Source organism: Paenibacillus amylolyticus, assembly GCF_051136285.1.
Classification (GTDB): domain Bacteria; phylum Bacillota; class Bacilli; order Paenibacillales; family Paenibacillaceae; genus Paenibacillus; species Paenibacillus amylolyticus_F.
This window is the reverse complement of record NZ_CP194938.1, coordinates 4,426,300-4,441,612: the sequence shown is the minus strand read 5'-3', so window position 1 is coordinate 4,441,612 and position 15,313 is coordinate 4,426,300. Positions and strand designations below refer to the sequence as shown.

At 47.9% G+C, this 15,313-nt stretch carries 15 protein-coding genes; 5 read left to right on the top strand and 10 right to left on the bottom strand.

Translation table 11 applies throughout. From position 1 onward, the window contains the following. Window positions 1-26 precede the first annotated feature (26 nt). The 5 genes from ACR8BL_RS19485 to ACR8BL_RS19465 form a co-directional block, all read right to left on the bottom strand. Window positions 27-587, bottom strand: a complete 561-nt coding sequence (locus ACR8BL_RS19485; RefSeq protein ID WP_434749148.1) for a manganese efflux pump MntP — start codon at window positions 585-587, stop codon at window positions 27-29. 112 nt (window positions 588-699) lie between these two features. Further along, the gene (locus ACR8BL_RS19480) at window positions 700-1,947 is read right to left on the bottom strand and encodes an L-threonylcarbamoyladenylate synthase (protein ID WP_434749147.1); all 1,248 of its coding nucleotides are present in this window, start codon (window positions 1,945-1,947) and stop codon (window positions 700-702) included. Between the two features lie 214 nt (window positions 1,948-2,161). Next, window positions 2,162-2,821 (bottom strand): stage II sporulation protein R, encoded by a 660-nt coding sequence (gene spoIIR / locus ACR8BL_RS19475; protein WP_434749146.1) that lies wholly within the window; start codon window positions 2,819-2,821, stop codon window positions 2,162-2,164. A 234-nt stretch (window positions 2,822-3,055) separates the two neighbouring features. Next, complete coding sequence (locus ACR8BL_RS19470) at window positions 3,056-3,190, bottom strand: hypothetical protein (RefSeq protein WP_434749145.1); 135 nt, start codon at window positions 3,188-3,190, stop codon at window positions 3,056-3,058. Between the two features lie 33 nt (window positions 3,191-3,223). Beyond that, a complete protein-coding gene (locus ACR8BL_RS19465; RefSeq protein ID WP_434749144.1) occupies window positions 3,224-4,450 on the bottom strand; it encodes an FtsW/RodA/SpoVE family cell cycle protein in 1,227 nt (408 codons plus the stop codon). Between ACR8BL_RS19465 and ACR8BL_RS19460 the strand changes: the two genes are divergently transcribed. Beyond that, a complete protein-coding gene (locus tag ACR8BL_RS19460; protein ID WP_434756407.1) occupies window positions 4,449-4,745 on the top strand; it encodes a hypothetical protein in 297 nt (98 codons plus the stop codon). The two genes, ACR8BL_RS19465 and ACR8BL_RS19460, sit on opposite strands and share 2 nt — an antisense overlap. Before the next feature lie 9 nt (window positions 4,746-4,754). Here ACR8BL_RS19460 and ACR8BL_RS19455 read toward each other — a convergent pair whose 3' ends face one another. The 3 genes from ACR8BL_RS19455 to prfA form a co-directional block, all read right to left on the bottom strand. Further along, window positions 4,755-5,984, bottom strand: coding sequence for an FtsW/RodA/SpoVE family cell cycle protein (locus ACR8BL_RS19455; RefSeq protein ID WP_434749143.1), 1,230 nt, complete (start codon window positions 5,982-5,984; stop codon window positions 4,755-4,757). Window positions 5,985-6,069: 85 nt separating this feature from the next. Further along, complete coding sequence (gene prmC, locus ACR8BL_RS19450) at window positions 6,070-6,960, bottom strand: peptide chain release factor N(5)-glutamine methyltransferase (RefSeq protein ID WP_434753178.1); 891 nt, start codon at window positions 6,958-6,960, stop codon at window positions 6,070-6,072. Between the two features lie 24 nt (window positions 6,961-6,984). Continuing rightward, window positions 6,985-8,052 carry a peptide chain release factor 1 gene (gene prfA, locus ACR8BL_RS19445; RefSeq protein ID WP_434749142.1) on the bottom strand — a complete coding sequence of 356 codons (1,068 nt, stop codon included), beginning with the start codon at window positions 8,050-8,052 and terminating at the stop codon, window positions 6,985-6,987. 596 nt (window positions 8,053-8,648) lie between these two features. Between prfA and ACR8BL_RS19440 the strand changes: the two genes are divergently transcribed. From ACR8BL_RS19440 to ACR8BL_RS19425, 4 genes are read left to right on the top strand one after another with little or no spacing between them, the layout of a single operon-like run. Then, complete coding sequence (locus ACR8BL_RS19440; RefSeq protein WP_434758265.1) at window positions 8,649-10,259, top strand: spore germination protein; 1,611 nt, start codon at window positions 8,649-8,651, stop codon at window positions 10,257-10,259. Between the two features lie 2 nt (window positions 10,260-10,261). Further along, window positions 10,262-11,473 carry a Ger(x)C family spore germination protein gene (locus ACR8BL_RS19435; RefSeq protein WP_434749140.1) on the top strand — a complete coding sequence of 404 codons (1,212 nt, stop codon included), beginning with the start codon at window positions 10,262-10,264 and terminating at the stop codon, window positions 11,471-11,473. Window positions 11,474-11,494: 21 nt separating this feature from the next. Next, entirely contained in the window at window positions 11,495-12,586 is a 1,092-nt protein-coding gene (locus ACR8BL_RS19430; RefSeq protein WP_434749139.1) for a GerAB/ArcD/ProY family transporter, read from the top strand. Window positions 12,587-12,616: 30 nt separating this feature from the next. After that, the gene (locus ACR8BL_RS19425) at window positions 12,617-13,720 is read left to right on the top strand and encodes a GerAB/ArcD/ProY family transporter (protein WP_434749138.1); all 1,104 of its coding nucleotides are present in this window, start codon (window positions 12,617-12,619) and stop codon (window positions 13,718-13,720) included. Between the two features lie 19 nt (window positions 13,721-13,739). Here the strand turns inward: ACR8BL_RS19425 and ACR8BL_RS19420 are convergent, their stop codons facing one another. Together ACR8BL_RS19420 and ychF are read right to left on the bottom strand one after the other, a co-directional pair. Then, window positions 13,740-13,955 (bottom strand): hypothetical protein, encoded by a 216-nt coding sequence (locus tag ACR8BL_RS19420; protein ID WP_434749137.1) that lies wholly within the window; start codon window positions 13,953-13,955, stop codon window positions 13,740-13,742. Window positions 13,956-14,154: 199 nt separating this feature from the next. Beyond that, window positions 14,155-15,255, bottom strand: a complete 1,101-nt coding sequence (gene ychF, locus ACR8BL_RS19415) for a redox-regulated ATPase YchF (RefSeq protein ID WP_434749136.1) — start codon at window positions 15,253-15,255, stop codon at window positions 14,155-14,157. Between the last annotated feature and the right edge of the window lie 58 nt (window positions 15,256-15,313).

The following is a 15,313-nucleotide window of genomic DNA, read 5'->3' as shown; positions in this document are numbered from 1 at the left end:
CTATCCGATGATTTACACGTTTTATTTTAAAATATAAACAAAAGTCCAAAGGCAAGCAAGATCGCCCCGCCTACGGCCTCGCCGTAATCCCCCATATTCTGGCTCACCCGGCGTCCGAGAAGCAGCCCCAAGATGGACATTAAGCCACCGCAAAACCCAAATGACAGAATGGTCAGGACAAGATCACTGCTGAACATGCCAAGTGACACCCCGACAGAGAATGAATCCACACTGACACTGAGTGAAAATAAAATAATACCCAGCAGGGAGCGGTGATCCACCAGTTTGGTGTCCCCTTCGCGGAACGCATTCAAAATCATGTGGGCACCCAGTAACACCAGCAAGCCACCTGCCGCATAGTTCGTAATATCGCCCAGCAAAGAGCTGACATACTTGCCCATGTACATACCAGCAAGCGGCATAATGACATGAAACAGTGCCGTGACCGTACTGATCTTCAATATATCGCGCAGCCGTATGCCTTTCATACCAATTCCAATGCCCAGCGAGAATGCATCAAGTCCAAGCGCAACCGCCATAATCAGAATGGTTACCAACTGCCCCACATGGGCAGACACATCCCACATCCTCATACCCCCAAGTCGCGTAAAGGTTCTTGTACACGATATGCGGACAAGGACCCAAACATGACGGATGCAGGGAAAGTGGAGGGAGGAAGTGTTTGGTTAGATGGGCAGCTCAATCAACTTGAATAAGTTGGTTGCCTGCCGCTTTGAGCAGCCGATTCATGACGGCTGCTCCCAGCCCTTCGCGCGAGCAGGCTTCCGCCACAATATATGTGGCGCCCTGCTCATCGCAGCTGCGCAGCGCGGCGTATAGCCTGCGTGCAGCTTCCTGCAGCTCGCTGGCATCGCCCAGCGAGAACACGGCATCGGCGCGGTACTGCTCCGCGTGCTCGGCGAACGCCAGCACCGCGGTGCGCTCTCCGCGCTGCGCCGCCTCTGCGAGGGCGGCGCTGATCCAGGCCGCCACCGCTGCGGGCGGCCCCTCCACCACGCACAGCGCCCCTGCGGGTGCGTAGTGCGTATACTTCATGCCCGGCGAGCGCGGCGCCGGGCTGGTGCTGTCGCCCCCGGACCCTTCGGCGAGAAGCGCCGGGTCCGTGGCGACACGGGCGGCCACGGCGGACAGCTGCTCCGCCGTGATGCCGCCAGGGCGCAGGATGGTGACGGTACCGTCGTCACCGGCCTGCACCACCGTGGACTCGACGCCCACCCCTGTGGGGCCACCGTCCACGATGCCGCCGATGCGGCCATCCAGATCCTCCCGCACATGTGCGGCGAGGGTCGGGCTAGGCCGCCCGGAACGGTTGGCGCTTGGCGCAGCCACAGGGCATGCGGCCGCCGCGATGAGTGGCAGAGCCACCGGGTGATCCGGCATGCGCACGGCCACCGTATCCAGTCCGGCGGTGACCCGCGGGGACACCGCCCCTGGCCTAACCGGCAGCACCAGTGTCAGCGGACCCGGCCAGAAGGCCGCCATCAGCGCTTCCGCCGTTGCATTAACTTCAGTGACCAGATCATCTAACTGGTCACGGTGCGCGATATGCACAATGAGCGGATTGTCGGATGGCCGCCCTTTGGCGGCAAATACCGCTTCCACCGCTTCTGTGCTGCGCGCATCTGCGCCGAGGCCGTAGACCGTCTCTGTCGGGAAGGCAACCGTCTTCCCTTGACGAAGGCAAGCCGCGGCTGCCTGCAAGTCCACGAGCGCCGCTTCACCGGCGGCGCTCCCCTTTTTCACACCGGAAACCGGGAAAATCTCTCGCCCTTCCTCTGCCTCATCTTGCTCCTGTACCAGTGCTCTGACATCCCAGTAAGCCGTATTTTGTTTACCTTCGGCCGACTCTGCCGCCTCATTGCCATGTTTGTCCTCTAACGAGGTATGTGTTCTCGCTTCATGCTCTCTGTTCATATATATCATCATCCCTAAACTTCAAGTAGGTTCAATTTCAGTACATATAAGTATATCATATCTGTCACGTTTCAGGTTTGATCCAACCACGGAGTACTTCCCCCATAAATTTGTTATATAAAAAAGGGAAGCTCCCTGCAAACCTGCAACGAAACTCCCCTCGCGTATTTATATTCTATCTTGTACTCTAAATTGTACTCCAATTTTAATTATCAACAAATCGTTGTTAGGCGAATAAATTCGTTATCCAATTCCATAACTTCACAGCCACGTCCCACAGGAAGAATCTCGCTTCAGGTGTCTCCCCCTGCACGGAGACTTTCACTTCTACCGCATCCGCAGCTGCCGCAGAGACTGTTGTTGGTTTAGCCAACGCATCTCCTGTGCTCGCATCGATAAAACATAAAGGCGGGAACAACACACACCACCAGTTCTGTCCCTTGCCTTCACCCAATGTGATCCGCACCGCTTCATAATCACCCGCAGGATACACCGTACCGCCATATAACTTTGTTGGAAAAGGAACCGTGCCAAGCTCCACCTGGTAATCATAGGTCAGTCCGCGTTTCGTCAACTCTTCCCCTACCCGATTCTCAATCTCGGACAGATGCTCACGAATGATATACCGAGCCTGCTCCAGACTTTGCGGATCCTCAAGCGTTCCAACCCACTCGCCCATCTGTGCAACCACCGCATCCCGAATCTCACGTTTCACGAGCTGATCTCCAGCCGTATCCGAGTTCGCCAGAATCCGCAGGCGGATCGACTGCTCCGGAATCGCTGCCGCGGCAACAGCCGCATCTGTTTTCTGACCTTCCCACATCATAATGATCATCATATGACATACAATGATAAGTCCAATTTGTTTAACCATTCGTCTGTTCATCCCGTTCTCCCCCTCGGCTCCGATATCCAGCTGCCAACTCTCTCATGTCTATCAGTATGCCCGGTAGAAGAAGGAGTAAACCTAGCACATTCACTAATCTATTAAAATTTTTCATATAATCGGAGCCTGTCCGCATCTCATATACACCTTTATAGCTATACTCCTGTGGACACACAAAAGAAGCCTAGTGTTAACTAAGCTTTCTTCGTAAACAGATTATATTTGGATTACACTTTAATCTGCATTATACAAGTAGTGAAGGATACCTTCTTGTACTTTATTATGATGTTTCATCTCAACATAAATAAGACTCAGTAACACAATGATCAGCACTAGTAACGCAGACACAATTTTCTGAAAATTATTCATTCCAATTATCCCTCCAACTAGCGAAAAACACTACTACATCGTACTGTTCTTTTTTTTCTTTTTTATCAGACTCCGAATTCGCTGCATCAAGGGCGCAGACTCTTCCTCTGGAAACAATTCATCTTCGTCCTCATCACCGTACAACTTAATGCTCATGACCAGGCCGATACAGGCCATGTTGATCAGTAAAGACGTCCCTCCATAACTGATAAATGGCAAGGTAATGCCCGTCAGTGGCATGAGGCCAAGGAACGCTCCTACATTTTCAAACACCTGATAGAGTAACATCCCGATAATGCCCACAATGATAATAGGCCCGGCTCGTTCTTTACACTCCAGCGCGATCAGTACCATCCGATGAATGAGGATAAAATATAACAGGATTAACATCGAAGCTCCCACAAAGCCGAATTCCTCCGCCACCACCACAAAGATCGAATCCGAGTACGTATAAGGCACACGTCCGCTTTGAACAGAGGTTCCTTCCAGAAACCCTTTACCCGTAATCCCACCTGATCCGATGGCAAGACCTGCGTTTTTGGTATGCCACATCGCTTTGGCTGTGGCTTTCTCGGGCACAAGCCACGGATCGATCCGTTCAGCCCAATGCTCACGTTTGATCTTTTCCAGAAAGGCAAACACTTCATCATGATAGAAGGTGTACGATTTGATGAAACCAATAAAGAATGCAGCCACAATCGTGAGCCCGATTAACGCATGTTTCAGCTTGATATTACCGATCCATAACACCGCGACCAGGATAATTACGTAACCCAGAGCGTTACCCAGGTCATTCTGTGCCATAACGAGCGCAAACGGAATAAATGTCCAGAGCCCAATCGGTACCACATCTCTCCAGAACCCCAGCTCCCCACGCTTCCGCTTCACAATGAGATGAGCGAGAAACAGAATGAGGATCATTTTGAACAATTCGGCAGGTTGAAACGAAATCGTTTCGGTGATCTTCAGCCAGCCATTTGCGTTATTCACCTTACTCCCAAGTACATTAGCCAGTATCAGGAAAACGATGCCTACACCATATACCATAAACGCGTATTTTACATACACCTTGTAGTTAATCAAACCAATTCCAATGACAGCGATAAATCCCACGATATAGAAATAGATCGTTTTCACATGATGATTCGCCAGTTTAGGATCAAAACGTGTACCGCTGTAAATGGCAAATATGCTGATAACCATTAACAACAACAAGACAAAAAGGATGATGCCATCCAGCTTTTTTACCATTTTCCACATGGTGTTTGAATATCCCCCTAAGTTCTCACATCGCGCTTTACCAATAATGATCAATATTACCATTGTACTCAATTGGGTGGGAGAATGGAAATCCGGCTTACTTCATTTTATATCAGCCATCATTCTGGTATTCTGTGTTCCTCAACAGAGCATTTTAAATAAAACAACAAAAAAAGCTTTGGAACCTATTCCCCGCAAATGCCGGAAAGATCGATTCCAAAGCTTATCTGTTTATTTACGAGCGCATCGTTATAAAAGAGCTTTAATGGGAGCTTTATGGTACACCTCAGTATAAACTTTCATGTCACTGTTCCGGTTGCTCCTGCTGCGCAGATTTACGTCTGAACAATTTCAAGATCAGTTCTGTAATACTTGGCTGCTCCACTGTACCCAGAATATCTTCATTCTCTTCAGTGTGTACCTTAATGCTCATGGCAATGCCCATACTGATCATGTTAATGACCAGCGATGTCCCCCCATAACTGATGAATGGCAAAGTAATACCTGTCAGTGGCATGAGTCCTATAAACGGTCCTATATTAACAAAGACCTGATACAGAATCATCGCGATAATCCCTACAATCAAATAAGCCCCAACGCGATCCTTACATTCCAAAGCGATTAAGACTAACCTATGGATCAGGATGAAGTACAGTAAAAGAAGTACCGAAGCACCAACAAAGCCAAACTCTTCACCAATCTGTACGAAAACCGAGTCTGCATAGGCCAAAGGTACCCGATTGGATTGAATGGTAGTACCCTCCATGTAACCCTTACCCGTAACACCACCAGAACCAATGGCAAGTTTGGCATTATACGTCTGCCACAATACGTCTCTGGACGTCAGTTCAGGCACAAGCCACGGGTCAAATCGCTCTGCCCAGTGTGCACGTTTAATATCTTTGAGGAAACCTGTAATTTCTTCATGATAATGAATATATGCCTGTATGCCAGCAACGATGGCACTTACCGCCAGTACAAAACCAATCAATGCATGTGAAAATTTGATATTGCCGATCCATAACAAACCGATCCAGATAAAAATATAACTGAGTACTGCACCCAGATCATTTTGCAGCAATACAAGCAGTAAGGGCGGCAGAACACATAAACTGACTGGAATGACATCTCGACCAAAAAACAAAGGCCTGTTCTTCTTCCTGGCGAGCAGTGTCGATAACATGACAATCAGACATAACTTGAACAGCTCCGAAGGCTGAAGACTGACTCCACCAATTGAAAGCCAGCCTTGGGCTCCGTAGTACTCATTACCAATAAACAAGACCAGAACTAACAGTAATAGGCCTAGCCCATAGATGTATAAATAATTTTTGACGATAAACTTATAGTTGATCATGGACATTCCAAAAAAAACAACAAAACCCAAAACATAAAATACGATCATATTTTTGGTGAATCCCTCTAGCTTCGGACGACCAGACGTCGTACTGTAAATGGCCATTATACAGATGACCATCAGAATCACCAATATAAAAACGATAGAGTAGTCGATCTTTTTGAATTTGTGCAGCATGTAATTATGTTCCCCCAAGCATTCAGAAAATCTTCGGCATACCCCATTGTAGAGGATTTCACGTCAAAAAGAAAACTTACGTGCCTTACATTTTTGTCACCTGTTCCGAAGGTCGAACACCCAGGACATGCCGTTCAATTCCGGCAAGGTCAGGAACGAGATTAATCTCCGGCCAATGTCCCGCCGATTCCAGCAATGCCGCCACGTCCTGAGCCTGGCCCATGCCCAGCTCAAAACCGACAATCTGCGGCGGCGCAGGCAGCAGCTTCAGCTGCTCCAGCATGATGCGGTACGGGGCGAGCCCGTCCGGACCGCCATCCAGTGCGAGGTGCGGCTCATGATCGCGCACCTCCTGCTGCAACCCGGCGATATCTCCCGCCGGGATGTAAGGAGGGTTGGACACCAGGATGTCCAACCGCTCCCCAGCGAACGGAGCAAGCAGATCGCCTTCACGGAAGTCGATCTGTACACCGTTCGCGGCCGCGTTACGCGCGGCCACGTGCAGGGCATCCGCCGAGAGGTCCCCGGCGGACACCTGCCACTGCGGGCGAAGCGAAGCCATCGTCACCGCGATGGCACCGCTGCCCGTGCCAATGTCGACGGCGCGCACGGCACCGCCGTCGCCGGCAAACACGCGGTCTGCTGCGCGTAGCACAGCTTCGACCAGCAGCTCGGTCTCCGGCCGCGGAATCAGCACGGCCGGCGTGACCTCGAACGGCAGCCCGTAGAATTCCTGGCTGCCGATAATATATTGCGCCGGCTCACCCGCAGCCTTGCGCGTGACGGCGTCTTCCCAGCGGCTGCGCAGCTCGCCGGGGAATGGCTCCGGCTGCATCATGTAGTACCGGGCGCCATAGACGCCCAGTACATGCTCCAGCAGCAGCCGTGCATTATTGTGCGGCTCGTACACGCCGCACTTCTCCAAAAAAGAGGAAGCCTCTACGAAGGCTTCCCGGCAACTCTGCTCCGGCGTCATTACAAACTGCGCGCCCGTCACAGATTATTCTCCTCTATCCATCATCTCAGTCTGCTGAGCAATCGTCAGGGCAGACAAGATATCTTCAATCTCTCCGTTCATGATCTGATCCAGCTTGTGCATCGTCAGACCAATGCGGTGATCCGTCACACGGCTTTGCGGGAAGTTGTACGTACGAATCCGCTCACTGCGGTCACCCGTTCCGACTTTGCTCTTCCGCTCAATGGAGATTTTCGCTTCCTCTTCCATACGTTTCATATCAAAGATCCGTGTACGCAATACTTGCAACGCTTTATCCTTGTTGGAGTTCTGGGATTTGCCATCCTGACACGTTGCTACGATACCTGTTGGCACGTGAGTTACACGTACCGCTGATTTCGTTGTGTTAACCGATTGTCCACCGGCACCACTGGAACAGAATGTATCTACACGAATATCTTTATCATGGATTTCGATATCAAAATCTTCCGCCTCCGGCATCACCGCAACGGTTGAAGTTGATGTATGAATCCGTCCGCCCGATTCCGTTGTTGGAATACGCTGTACACGGTGTGCACCGCTTTCGTATTTCATTTTGCTGTAAGCACCGCGTCCGTTGATCATGAATACAACCTCTTTGAATCCGCCGAGATCGTTGGTATTTACATCCATCAGCTCAACTTTCCAGCCCTGCGCATCTGCATAACGGGTATACATCCGGTACAGATCCGCTGCAAACAACGCCGCTTCATCTCCACCAGCTGCACCGCGAATTTCCACAATGACGTTTTTATCATCATTTGGATCTTTGGGCAGCATCAGCACACGAATGAGTTCATCCAGCTCTTTCTGGCGAGCAGACAGTTCATCAATTTCCATTTTGACCATCTCGCGCATCTCGTCATCCAGTTTCTCGCCTTGCATTTCCTTCGCCGCTTCCAGATCCTCACTAACCTGTTTGTACTCATTGTACGCATCGTATGTCGGCTGAAGATCGGATTGCTCCTTGGAATATTCACGCAGCTTTTTGTTATCGCTAGCTACATCCGGGTCACACAAAAGCTCGCTCAGCTTGTCATAACGATCGGCTAACGCCTGCAATTTATCCAACATGTATAGTCACCTCACGTTTTATTTTGTCCATGCACATACTGATTTCAATACAAAATCAACATGTATTATTCGCATTACATATCTATAATTCAAAAATCCACAAACCACAGTATTCTGACTGAATCCCCTGACCGCAGCATGTCATTCCATTCTCATTCTGTTATATGATCGACGTATATCTCGCTACAACGTCATCAAATCCTTTACTTTTAAAGTGATATAAAGAAATCGCCTACCTCCTGAAGCCCTCGTCTCATCTCATCGATGGAACAATCAGTTCATCATGGGTATACGACTCTTAATTATAGCATATTCTTATGCTCCTGAACAGTAACTGTTCAGGGTGCGAGCAGCTAAATTTTGCTCCAATCTTTGCCGCCTCCTCAAGAGTTTTTCTTTCTTTTTAATATATCCATCACAGGTAAACAATCCAGTGAGACCGCAATCATACAGCATAAATGATCTGATACATCTGAATAAAGATCCAAACAAAACAGATTTGCCCCTGAATAATTTTTCCCGATATATAGCATTACGTATAATTTCCACTCAATTACTGATAATACAGAGCAATACCATATCAAAGGAGAATTTTCATGTCCTTGAAACGGCACTTTCGTTCGAAAAAAATACGAAACACCAACGAAATGAGTCTCTCAAAGGATGCTCAAGGGAATCCATTACACCACACTTTGCAGCAAAACCTTCAACAAATCCAACAAGAATTAGGGCAAAGCTCGGATATTATTGTACGTACATTTCAAGTCCCCGGTGCAGATTCCCCCGTCGCTGTTGTTTATATGGAGGGTATGACGGACGCAGAAAAAATCAATGATTTTGTCAGCCATTCGTTAATGTCCGTCAACACATTAAACAATGCTCTGCCACCTGATCCAGACTCGGGAACCCTTTTTGATTTCCTTCAATCCAGAGCCTTGAGCACTGGGGATACACAAATTCTGGACCGTTGGAGCAACATGATGAACTCCATATTGTCCGGGGCATTAGTCATTCTCATTGACGGTTCCACGAACTGTATCATCGTGAATATTCAAAGTAACAATGAACGCAGCATTATGCCGCCTGAGACAGAGATTAATATCCGAGGTCCCAAGGACAGCTTCACCGAATCCATCAGTACAAACATTTCACTGATTCGACGCCGCCTCAAGAGCCCCGATCTATGGCTGGAATCTATGAACATTGGAGCTGTGACCAACACCCAAGTGGCCATGATGTACTTGCAAAATATTGCCCCGAAACAGGTTGTGGAGGAGTTAAAACAACGATTAAAAGACATCAATATTGATGCAATTCTCGAATCTGGTTATATCGAGGAATTAGTTCAAGATGATGCCATTACTCCGTTCCCGACGGTATTCAATTCAGAGCGTCCAGATGTTGTTGTTGGCAACCTGCTGGAAGGGCGAATTGCCGTCCTCGTAGACGGCTCACCAAACACATTGATCCTACCCACGACCTTCCCACAGTTTTTCAAGGCGGCTGAGGATTATTATCAGCGATTTGACTTTACCATCTTTATGCGAATCATTCGTTATTTGAGCTTTTTAATTGTCATTCTTGTACCTTCCATCTACATTGCTGTCATGGCTTATCATCATGAGATGATCCCAACGCTGCTGGTCATTAACCTGCTAGCCCAGCGAGAAGGTGTTCCTTTTCCGATCGTTATAGAAGCTGTGCTGATGGAGCTTGCTTTTGAAATCATGCGCGAGGCTGGCACTCGTATGCCCAGGGCAGTCGGTCAAGCCGTTTCGATTGTAGGTGCCGTTGTGCTGGGACAAGCTGCAGTACAGGCCGGTATCGTCACAGCCATGATGGTCATCATTGTGTCCTTGACAGGCATTGCCAGCTTCACTTTACCCGGTTACACGCTGACCAATGCTGCCAGACTGATTCGTTTTCCGCTTATGCTTGCTGCATCCACACTCGGCTTTTACGGGATCATCATCGCCATGATTATGCTGATAGCTCACATGGTCAGTCTGAAGTCTTTTGGCGTCCCATACTTGTCTCCGTTTGCACCCTTTGACTTCAAAGAGCAGAAAGATACGATCTGGCGTTCTCCAATCAAGTCGGCGGCGACACGTCCTCACATTAAAGACATGTCCTTGCCGTCCGATGCTCAAGTGAAGAGCGGGGATTCATCGTCAACGTCCTCATATCACAACGGAAGGAATGAATAACCATGGGCCGGAGAGCAAAGCTTCTGGCGTTCCCTTTTCTTTCTCTACTTCTCCTGACAGGCTGCTGGAACTACAAGGAATTGAATAATTTGGCGCTGCCCTTGGCAATCGGCATTGATAAAGCGCATGATCAGGATACCTATCGTTACTCCTTTCAAATTGTTAACGCAAGAGAGATTGCTGGCGGGAAAACGGGACAGGTTGTCCCGGTTGTCGTGTATAGCAGCGAAGGACATACTCTGCTGGAGGCTGCTCGCAAAGTTTCCAAAAAAGTCCCTCGCCGACTGAACGTACAGCATGTCAGAGATTTGATCATTGGCGAGGAGATGGCGAAAGAAGGCATTGAATCTATATTTGACTTTATGGAGCGAGATGCTGAACCTCGACTGAGAACAAGGGTTTTTATCGCGAAGAATACTGATGCAAACAGTATCCTCAAAACGCTGACCCCCATTGAGAGCATTCCGGCGAATGCCATTCTGGGAAAATTAAAAACATCAGAACGCGTTTTAGCCGAAAGTTACGAGTCAGGCATCGATGATGTTATTCGAGGACTGCTGATTAAAGGAGGAGGGCCTGTCATTAGCGGTTTAGAGATTACTGGACCACAAAATTCAGGTCATAACAAGTCTACTCTGGAGCGGACAGATATTCCTGTACAGCTTGTTATTAATGGAATGGCCCTTTTTAAAGAAGGCCGTTTACTCGGCTGGATCAACCATCAGGATGCTCGAGGAATTTCATGGATCAACAAAAAAATCCATAATACCATTGTCAGTCTGGATTGTGAAGAAAAAAAAGACGCGATCGCCATTGAAGTGTTCAAGAGCAAAATACGAACAAAAGCTACGTTCAGAGGAGGCCAACCTGTTATACACATCCGAATACGGAATGTCAGTACGGTGGGGGAGGTTACTTGTCCTTCGATTGATCCATCCAAATCAGAGGAAATCCGCAAATTGGAGTTGCAGGTGAACGCCAAGATTAAGGAGGAAGTCGTTGGGGCTATCCAAACCGTGCAAGCTATGAAAACCGATGTGCTGGGGTTTGGAGATGCGATTAACCGGGCCAATCCGAAGGCATGGAAACGATTGGAAGATAAATGGAACACCTTATTTTCTACTTGTGAATTCGAGGTACATGTCGAGTCAAAGATCCAGCGTACAGGCAAGATTACGAAACCCTATTTACATGATTTAAAGAAAGAAAAATAGCAAAGAAGAGGTGAATCCGGTGTGGAAAAAGCTAAGATCAGCCCTGGCCAGTTATTTGCCTTAGTCCTGCTTTTTGACGCAGGAACTGCAATTATACGTGTTCTTGCTACCAAAGCAGAGAAAGATGCTTGGCTAGCTGTCCTTTTTGGGGTAGCAGGAGGGCTACTTATCTTCTCGATCTACGTTTCGCTGTATCGCTTATACCCCAAGCTTCCTCTCACAGGTTATGCTAAAGCCATTTTAGGCCAAAAGGCGGGCTGGTTTGTGGGCATACTCTACATTCTCTTTTTTATTCATGGAGCAGCGAGGGATTTGCGTGAAGGCTCCGATTTGCTGATCACCTCTGTACTGGACGAAACACCTGAAGTTGTTGTCAGTGCCGTAATGATATTGTCCATTGGATATGTTCTTAGCAAGGGAATAGAGGTGTTGGCAAGAACCGCACTAATCTTTGCCTTCGTTCTTGGGGTACTCGCGGTGACCAGCAACCTTTTGATGTATGTTTCCGGAATCATCGAGGTAGACCGACTCCTTCCGATGCTCGAAAATGGTTGGCGTCCCATCTTGGACATCACGTTGAAGCAAACCTTTGAGTTCCCGTATGAAGAGTTGGTTTGTTTCACCATGCTGTTCCCGTATTTACATAACAACTCCAGGCAAGGAACACGTGCTGGCTTTGCCGCAGTAATCACCAGCGGTTTTCTTCTCAGCTACTCCAGTGCAACCAATATCGCAGTACTGGGAACACAAATATCGAATCGAGCCACCTTCCCTCTGTTGTACACCATCAGCCTAATCAATGTCGGTGATTTTGTGCAGCGTCTGGATGTTTTTGTTGTGCTTACCCTGATTGTCGGTGATTTTTTCAAAATTGCAATTTTCCTGTATGCCGGCATTATGGCTGCTACAGATCTGTTTCAGGTTTCGGACTACCGAAAATGGGTTTCACCGATTGCATTGATTGCGCTGCTGATGTCATTAATGCTCTCCGGCAATTTTGCAGAACAGATTGAAGAAGGGGATATATTGCTTGTTACCATCTTTGTTATGTTTGGCATCGGGATTCCTCTTCTCTTGTGGATGGTTGCCAAACTTCGCAAGATTATCAAGTAAAAGACCATGACCATGTCGGAGGTGCAAACAGTGGACGAAGTTAAGATCAATGCTCAACAATTGCTCGCTTTGATGGTTCTGTTCAATATGGGAACCTCGCTGGTGGTTAGTTTGGGGACAACAGCTGAGCGAGATGCCTGGATCGCAACCTTGCTCGGGAATGCTGGTGGACTCATCCTCTTCGGGGTATACGCAGCCTTGTTCCGGCTTGCTCCCAAGCTTCAGCTCATCGGTCATATTAGAGCACTGCTTGGCAAACCGATCGGTCTGATCCTGGGCATGCTCTACATTATCTTTTTTCTGTACGGTGCTTCTCGCGATCTGCGTGATGGCGGGGATTTACTCATCAATTCGGTACTGGATCAAACTCCTCTTATTGTCGTTGAAGCCGCGATGATTCTGGCGGTAGCTTATGTTTTGGATAAAGGAATTGAGGTATTAGCCCGAACTGCACAGATATTTTTGATCGTACTTCTGCTAGTCGGCCTGTTAAGCGTAGTGCTTTTACTCTGTTCCAACGTAATCGAGACAGAACGGTTATTTCCCTTGCTGGGAAACGGATGGGGAGCTGTGTTTACCCCCTTTTTGAAGCAGACCTTTGAGTTTCCTTATACCGAATTAATCTGTTTTATGGTGATTTTCCCTTCCTTGGATCAGCCCAATCAAGGCCTTCGTTTCGGATTTGTCGCAGTGTTCATTAGCGGCATTATCCTCACCATATCCAGCATGCTTCAGATTGCCGTTCTAGGTGTAGATATCACCTCACAAAGTACGTTTCCTTTGCTGGACATGATCAGCCTGATTGATGTAGGAGCCTTTGTACAGCGTTTGGATGTCTTTTTCGTTCTCTTCTTGATTGTTGGCGTGTTCTTCAAGACTGCGATTTTCTACTATGCCTGTGTGAGTTCAATTACAGATTTATTCCATATTCGGGACAAGCGGACGATGATATACCCTGTCGGACTCCTGATATTGGTGGTTTCACTGATCAACTCCAGTAACTTTGCTGAACATATTAAGGAAGGAAATATAGCACTACAAACGGTTTTTTTACCTATGGGTGGAGCAATTCCAGTCTTATTACTGATTGGAGGATGGTTGAAAAAACGCGGCCGATGGAGAGGTACATCCTGAGCCTTGAACAACAATACCGTTATTTGCGACTCAGATAATGTTGGATGACTGGTTTACCAATGACATAGAGCAACACAAAGATCAGGGTGATCCATTCATCCACCTTCATGAACAAAAAGGGAGATGTCGCATTGCTGATCGAAACGTAGAGAGGCAGACCAATCAACAAATCCATGAGGATGACAAAACTGATGCTTAGACCTAAAAGCACTAGGAAAATAAGAAGTACTCGCATGGAAAAACCTCCGTTACGTTTGAATTTTGGGGTGTCTCCTATAGTATGATAACCCGGCTATGTTTTCATTCCATTGAAGGAACTGGCAAACTTTTTATACAAGAACACGACTAACCCCCGGATTATCGTTGCCGATATCCCGGGGGCTAGAAAGAAGATATATAGACCATGCAGCACGTTCAGTTCATGCAAACTAAACTTAAACGTTGAAACGGAAGTGCATGACGTCGCCGTCATTCACCACGTACTCTTTACCTTCCAGACGCAGTTGACCACGCTCTTTGGCGCCGTTCATCGAACCTGCCGCAACCAGATCGTCATAGGAAACCACCTCTGCACGAATGAATCCACGCTCGAAGTCGGTGTGAATAACACCTGCTGCACCTGGTGCTTTGGTTCCTTTTCGGATCGTCCACGCACGAACTTCTTGCACACCTGCTGTGAAGTAGGTATACAATCCAAGCAATTTATAAGCAGCTTTGATCAACAGGTTCAGACCGGAATCCTCAATGCCGAGTTCTTCCAGGAACATTTGTTTATCTTCGCCTTCCAGTTCGGAGATTTCTTCCTCCACTTTTGCACTGATCGGCACCACTTCTGCATTTTCAGCAGCTGCGAACTCTCTTACTTTTTGCACATATGCATTGTTTGCCACATCACCGATTTCGTCCTCAGCCACGTTTGCAGCATACAGAACGGGTTTCAGCGTAAGCAAGTGCAGGTCACGTACAATCAGACGCTCTTCGTCTGTCAGCTCCATGCTACGTGCGGGCTTGTCTTCATACAGAACAGCCTTCACTTTCTCCAGCACTTCCACTTCCATAGCAGCCTGTTTGTTACCGCCCTTCAGGTTTTTCTTGGAACGGTCGATTTTTTTCTCAACACTCTCGATATCTGCCAGGATCAACTCCAGGTTAATCGTCTGAATGTCACTTACCGGATCAATCTTGCCATCGACGTGAGTGATGTTCTCGTCCACAAAACAACGAACAACATGCACAATCGCATCCACTTCACGGATATGAGCAAGGAACTTGTTGCCCAGGCCTTCGCCTTTGCTTGCTCCGCGTACCAGACCTGCGATATCAACAAACTCAAATGCGGTAGGCACTGTTTTTTTCGGTACAACGAGTTCTGTCAATTTGTCCAAACGCTCGTCTGGTACTTCTACGATCCCCACGTTCGGGTCAATCGTACAAAATGGATAGTTTGCCGACTCGGCACCTGCTTGTGTAATTGCGTTAAACAACGTAGATTTTCCGACGTTCGGAAGCCCCACTATTCCTGCTTTCAAAGCCATGTATATGACAACTCCTCATTCATTACTTGTTCGGTATGGATAATCCTATACATTATAT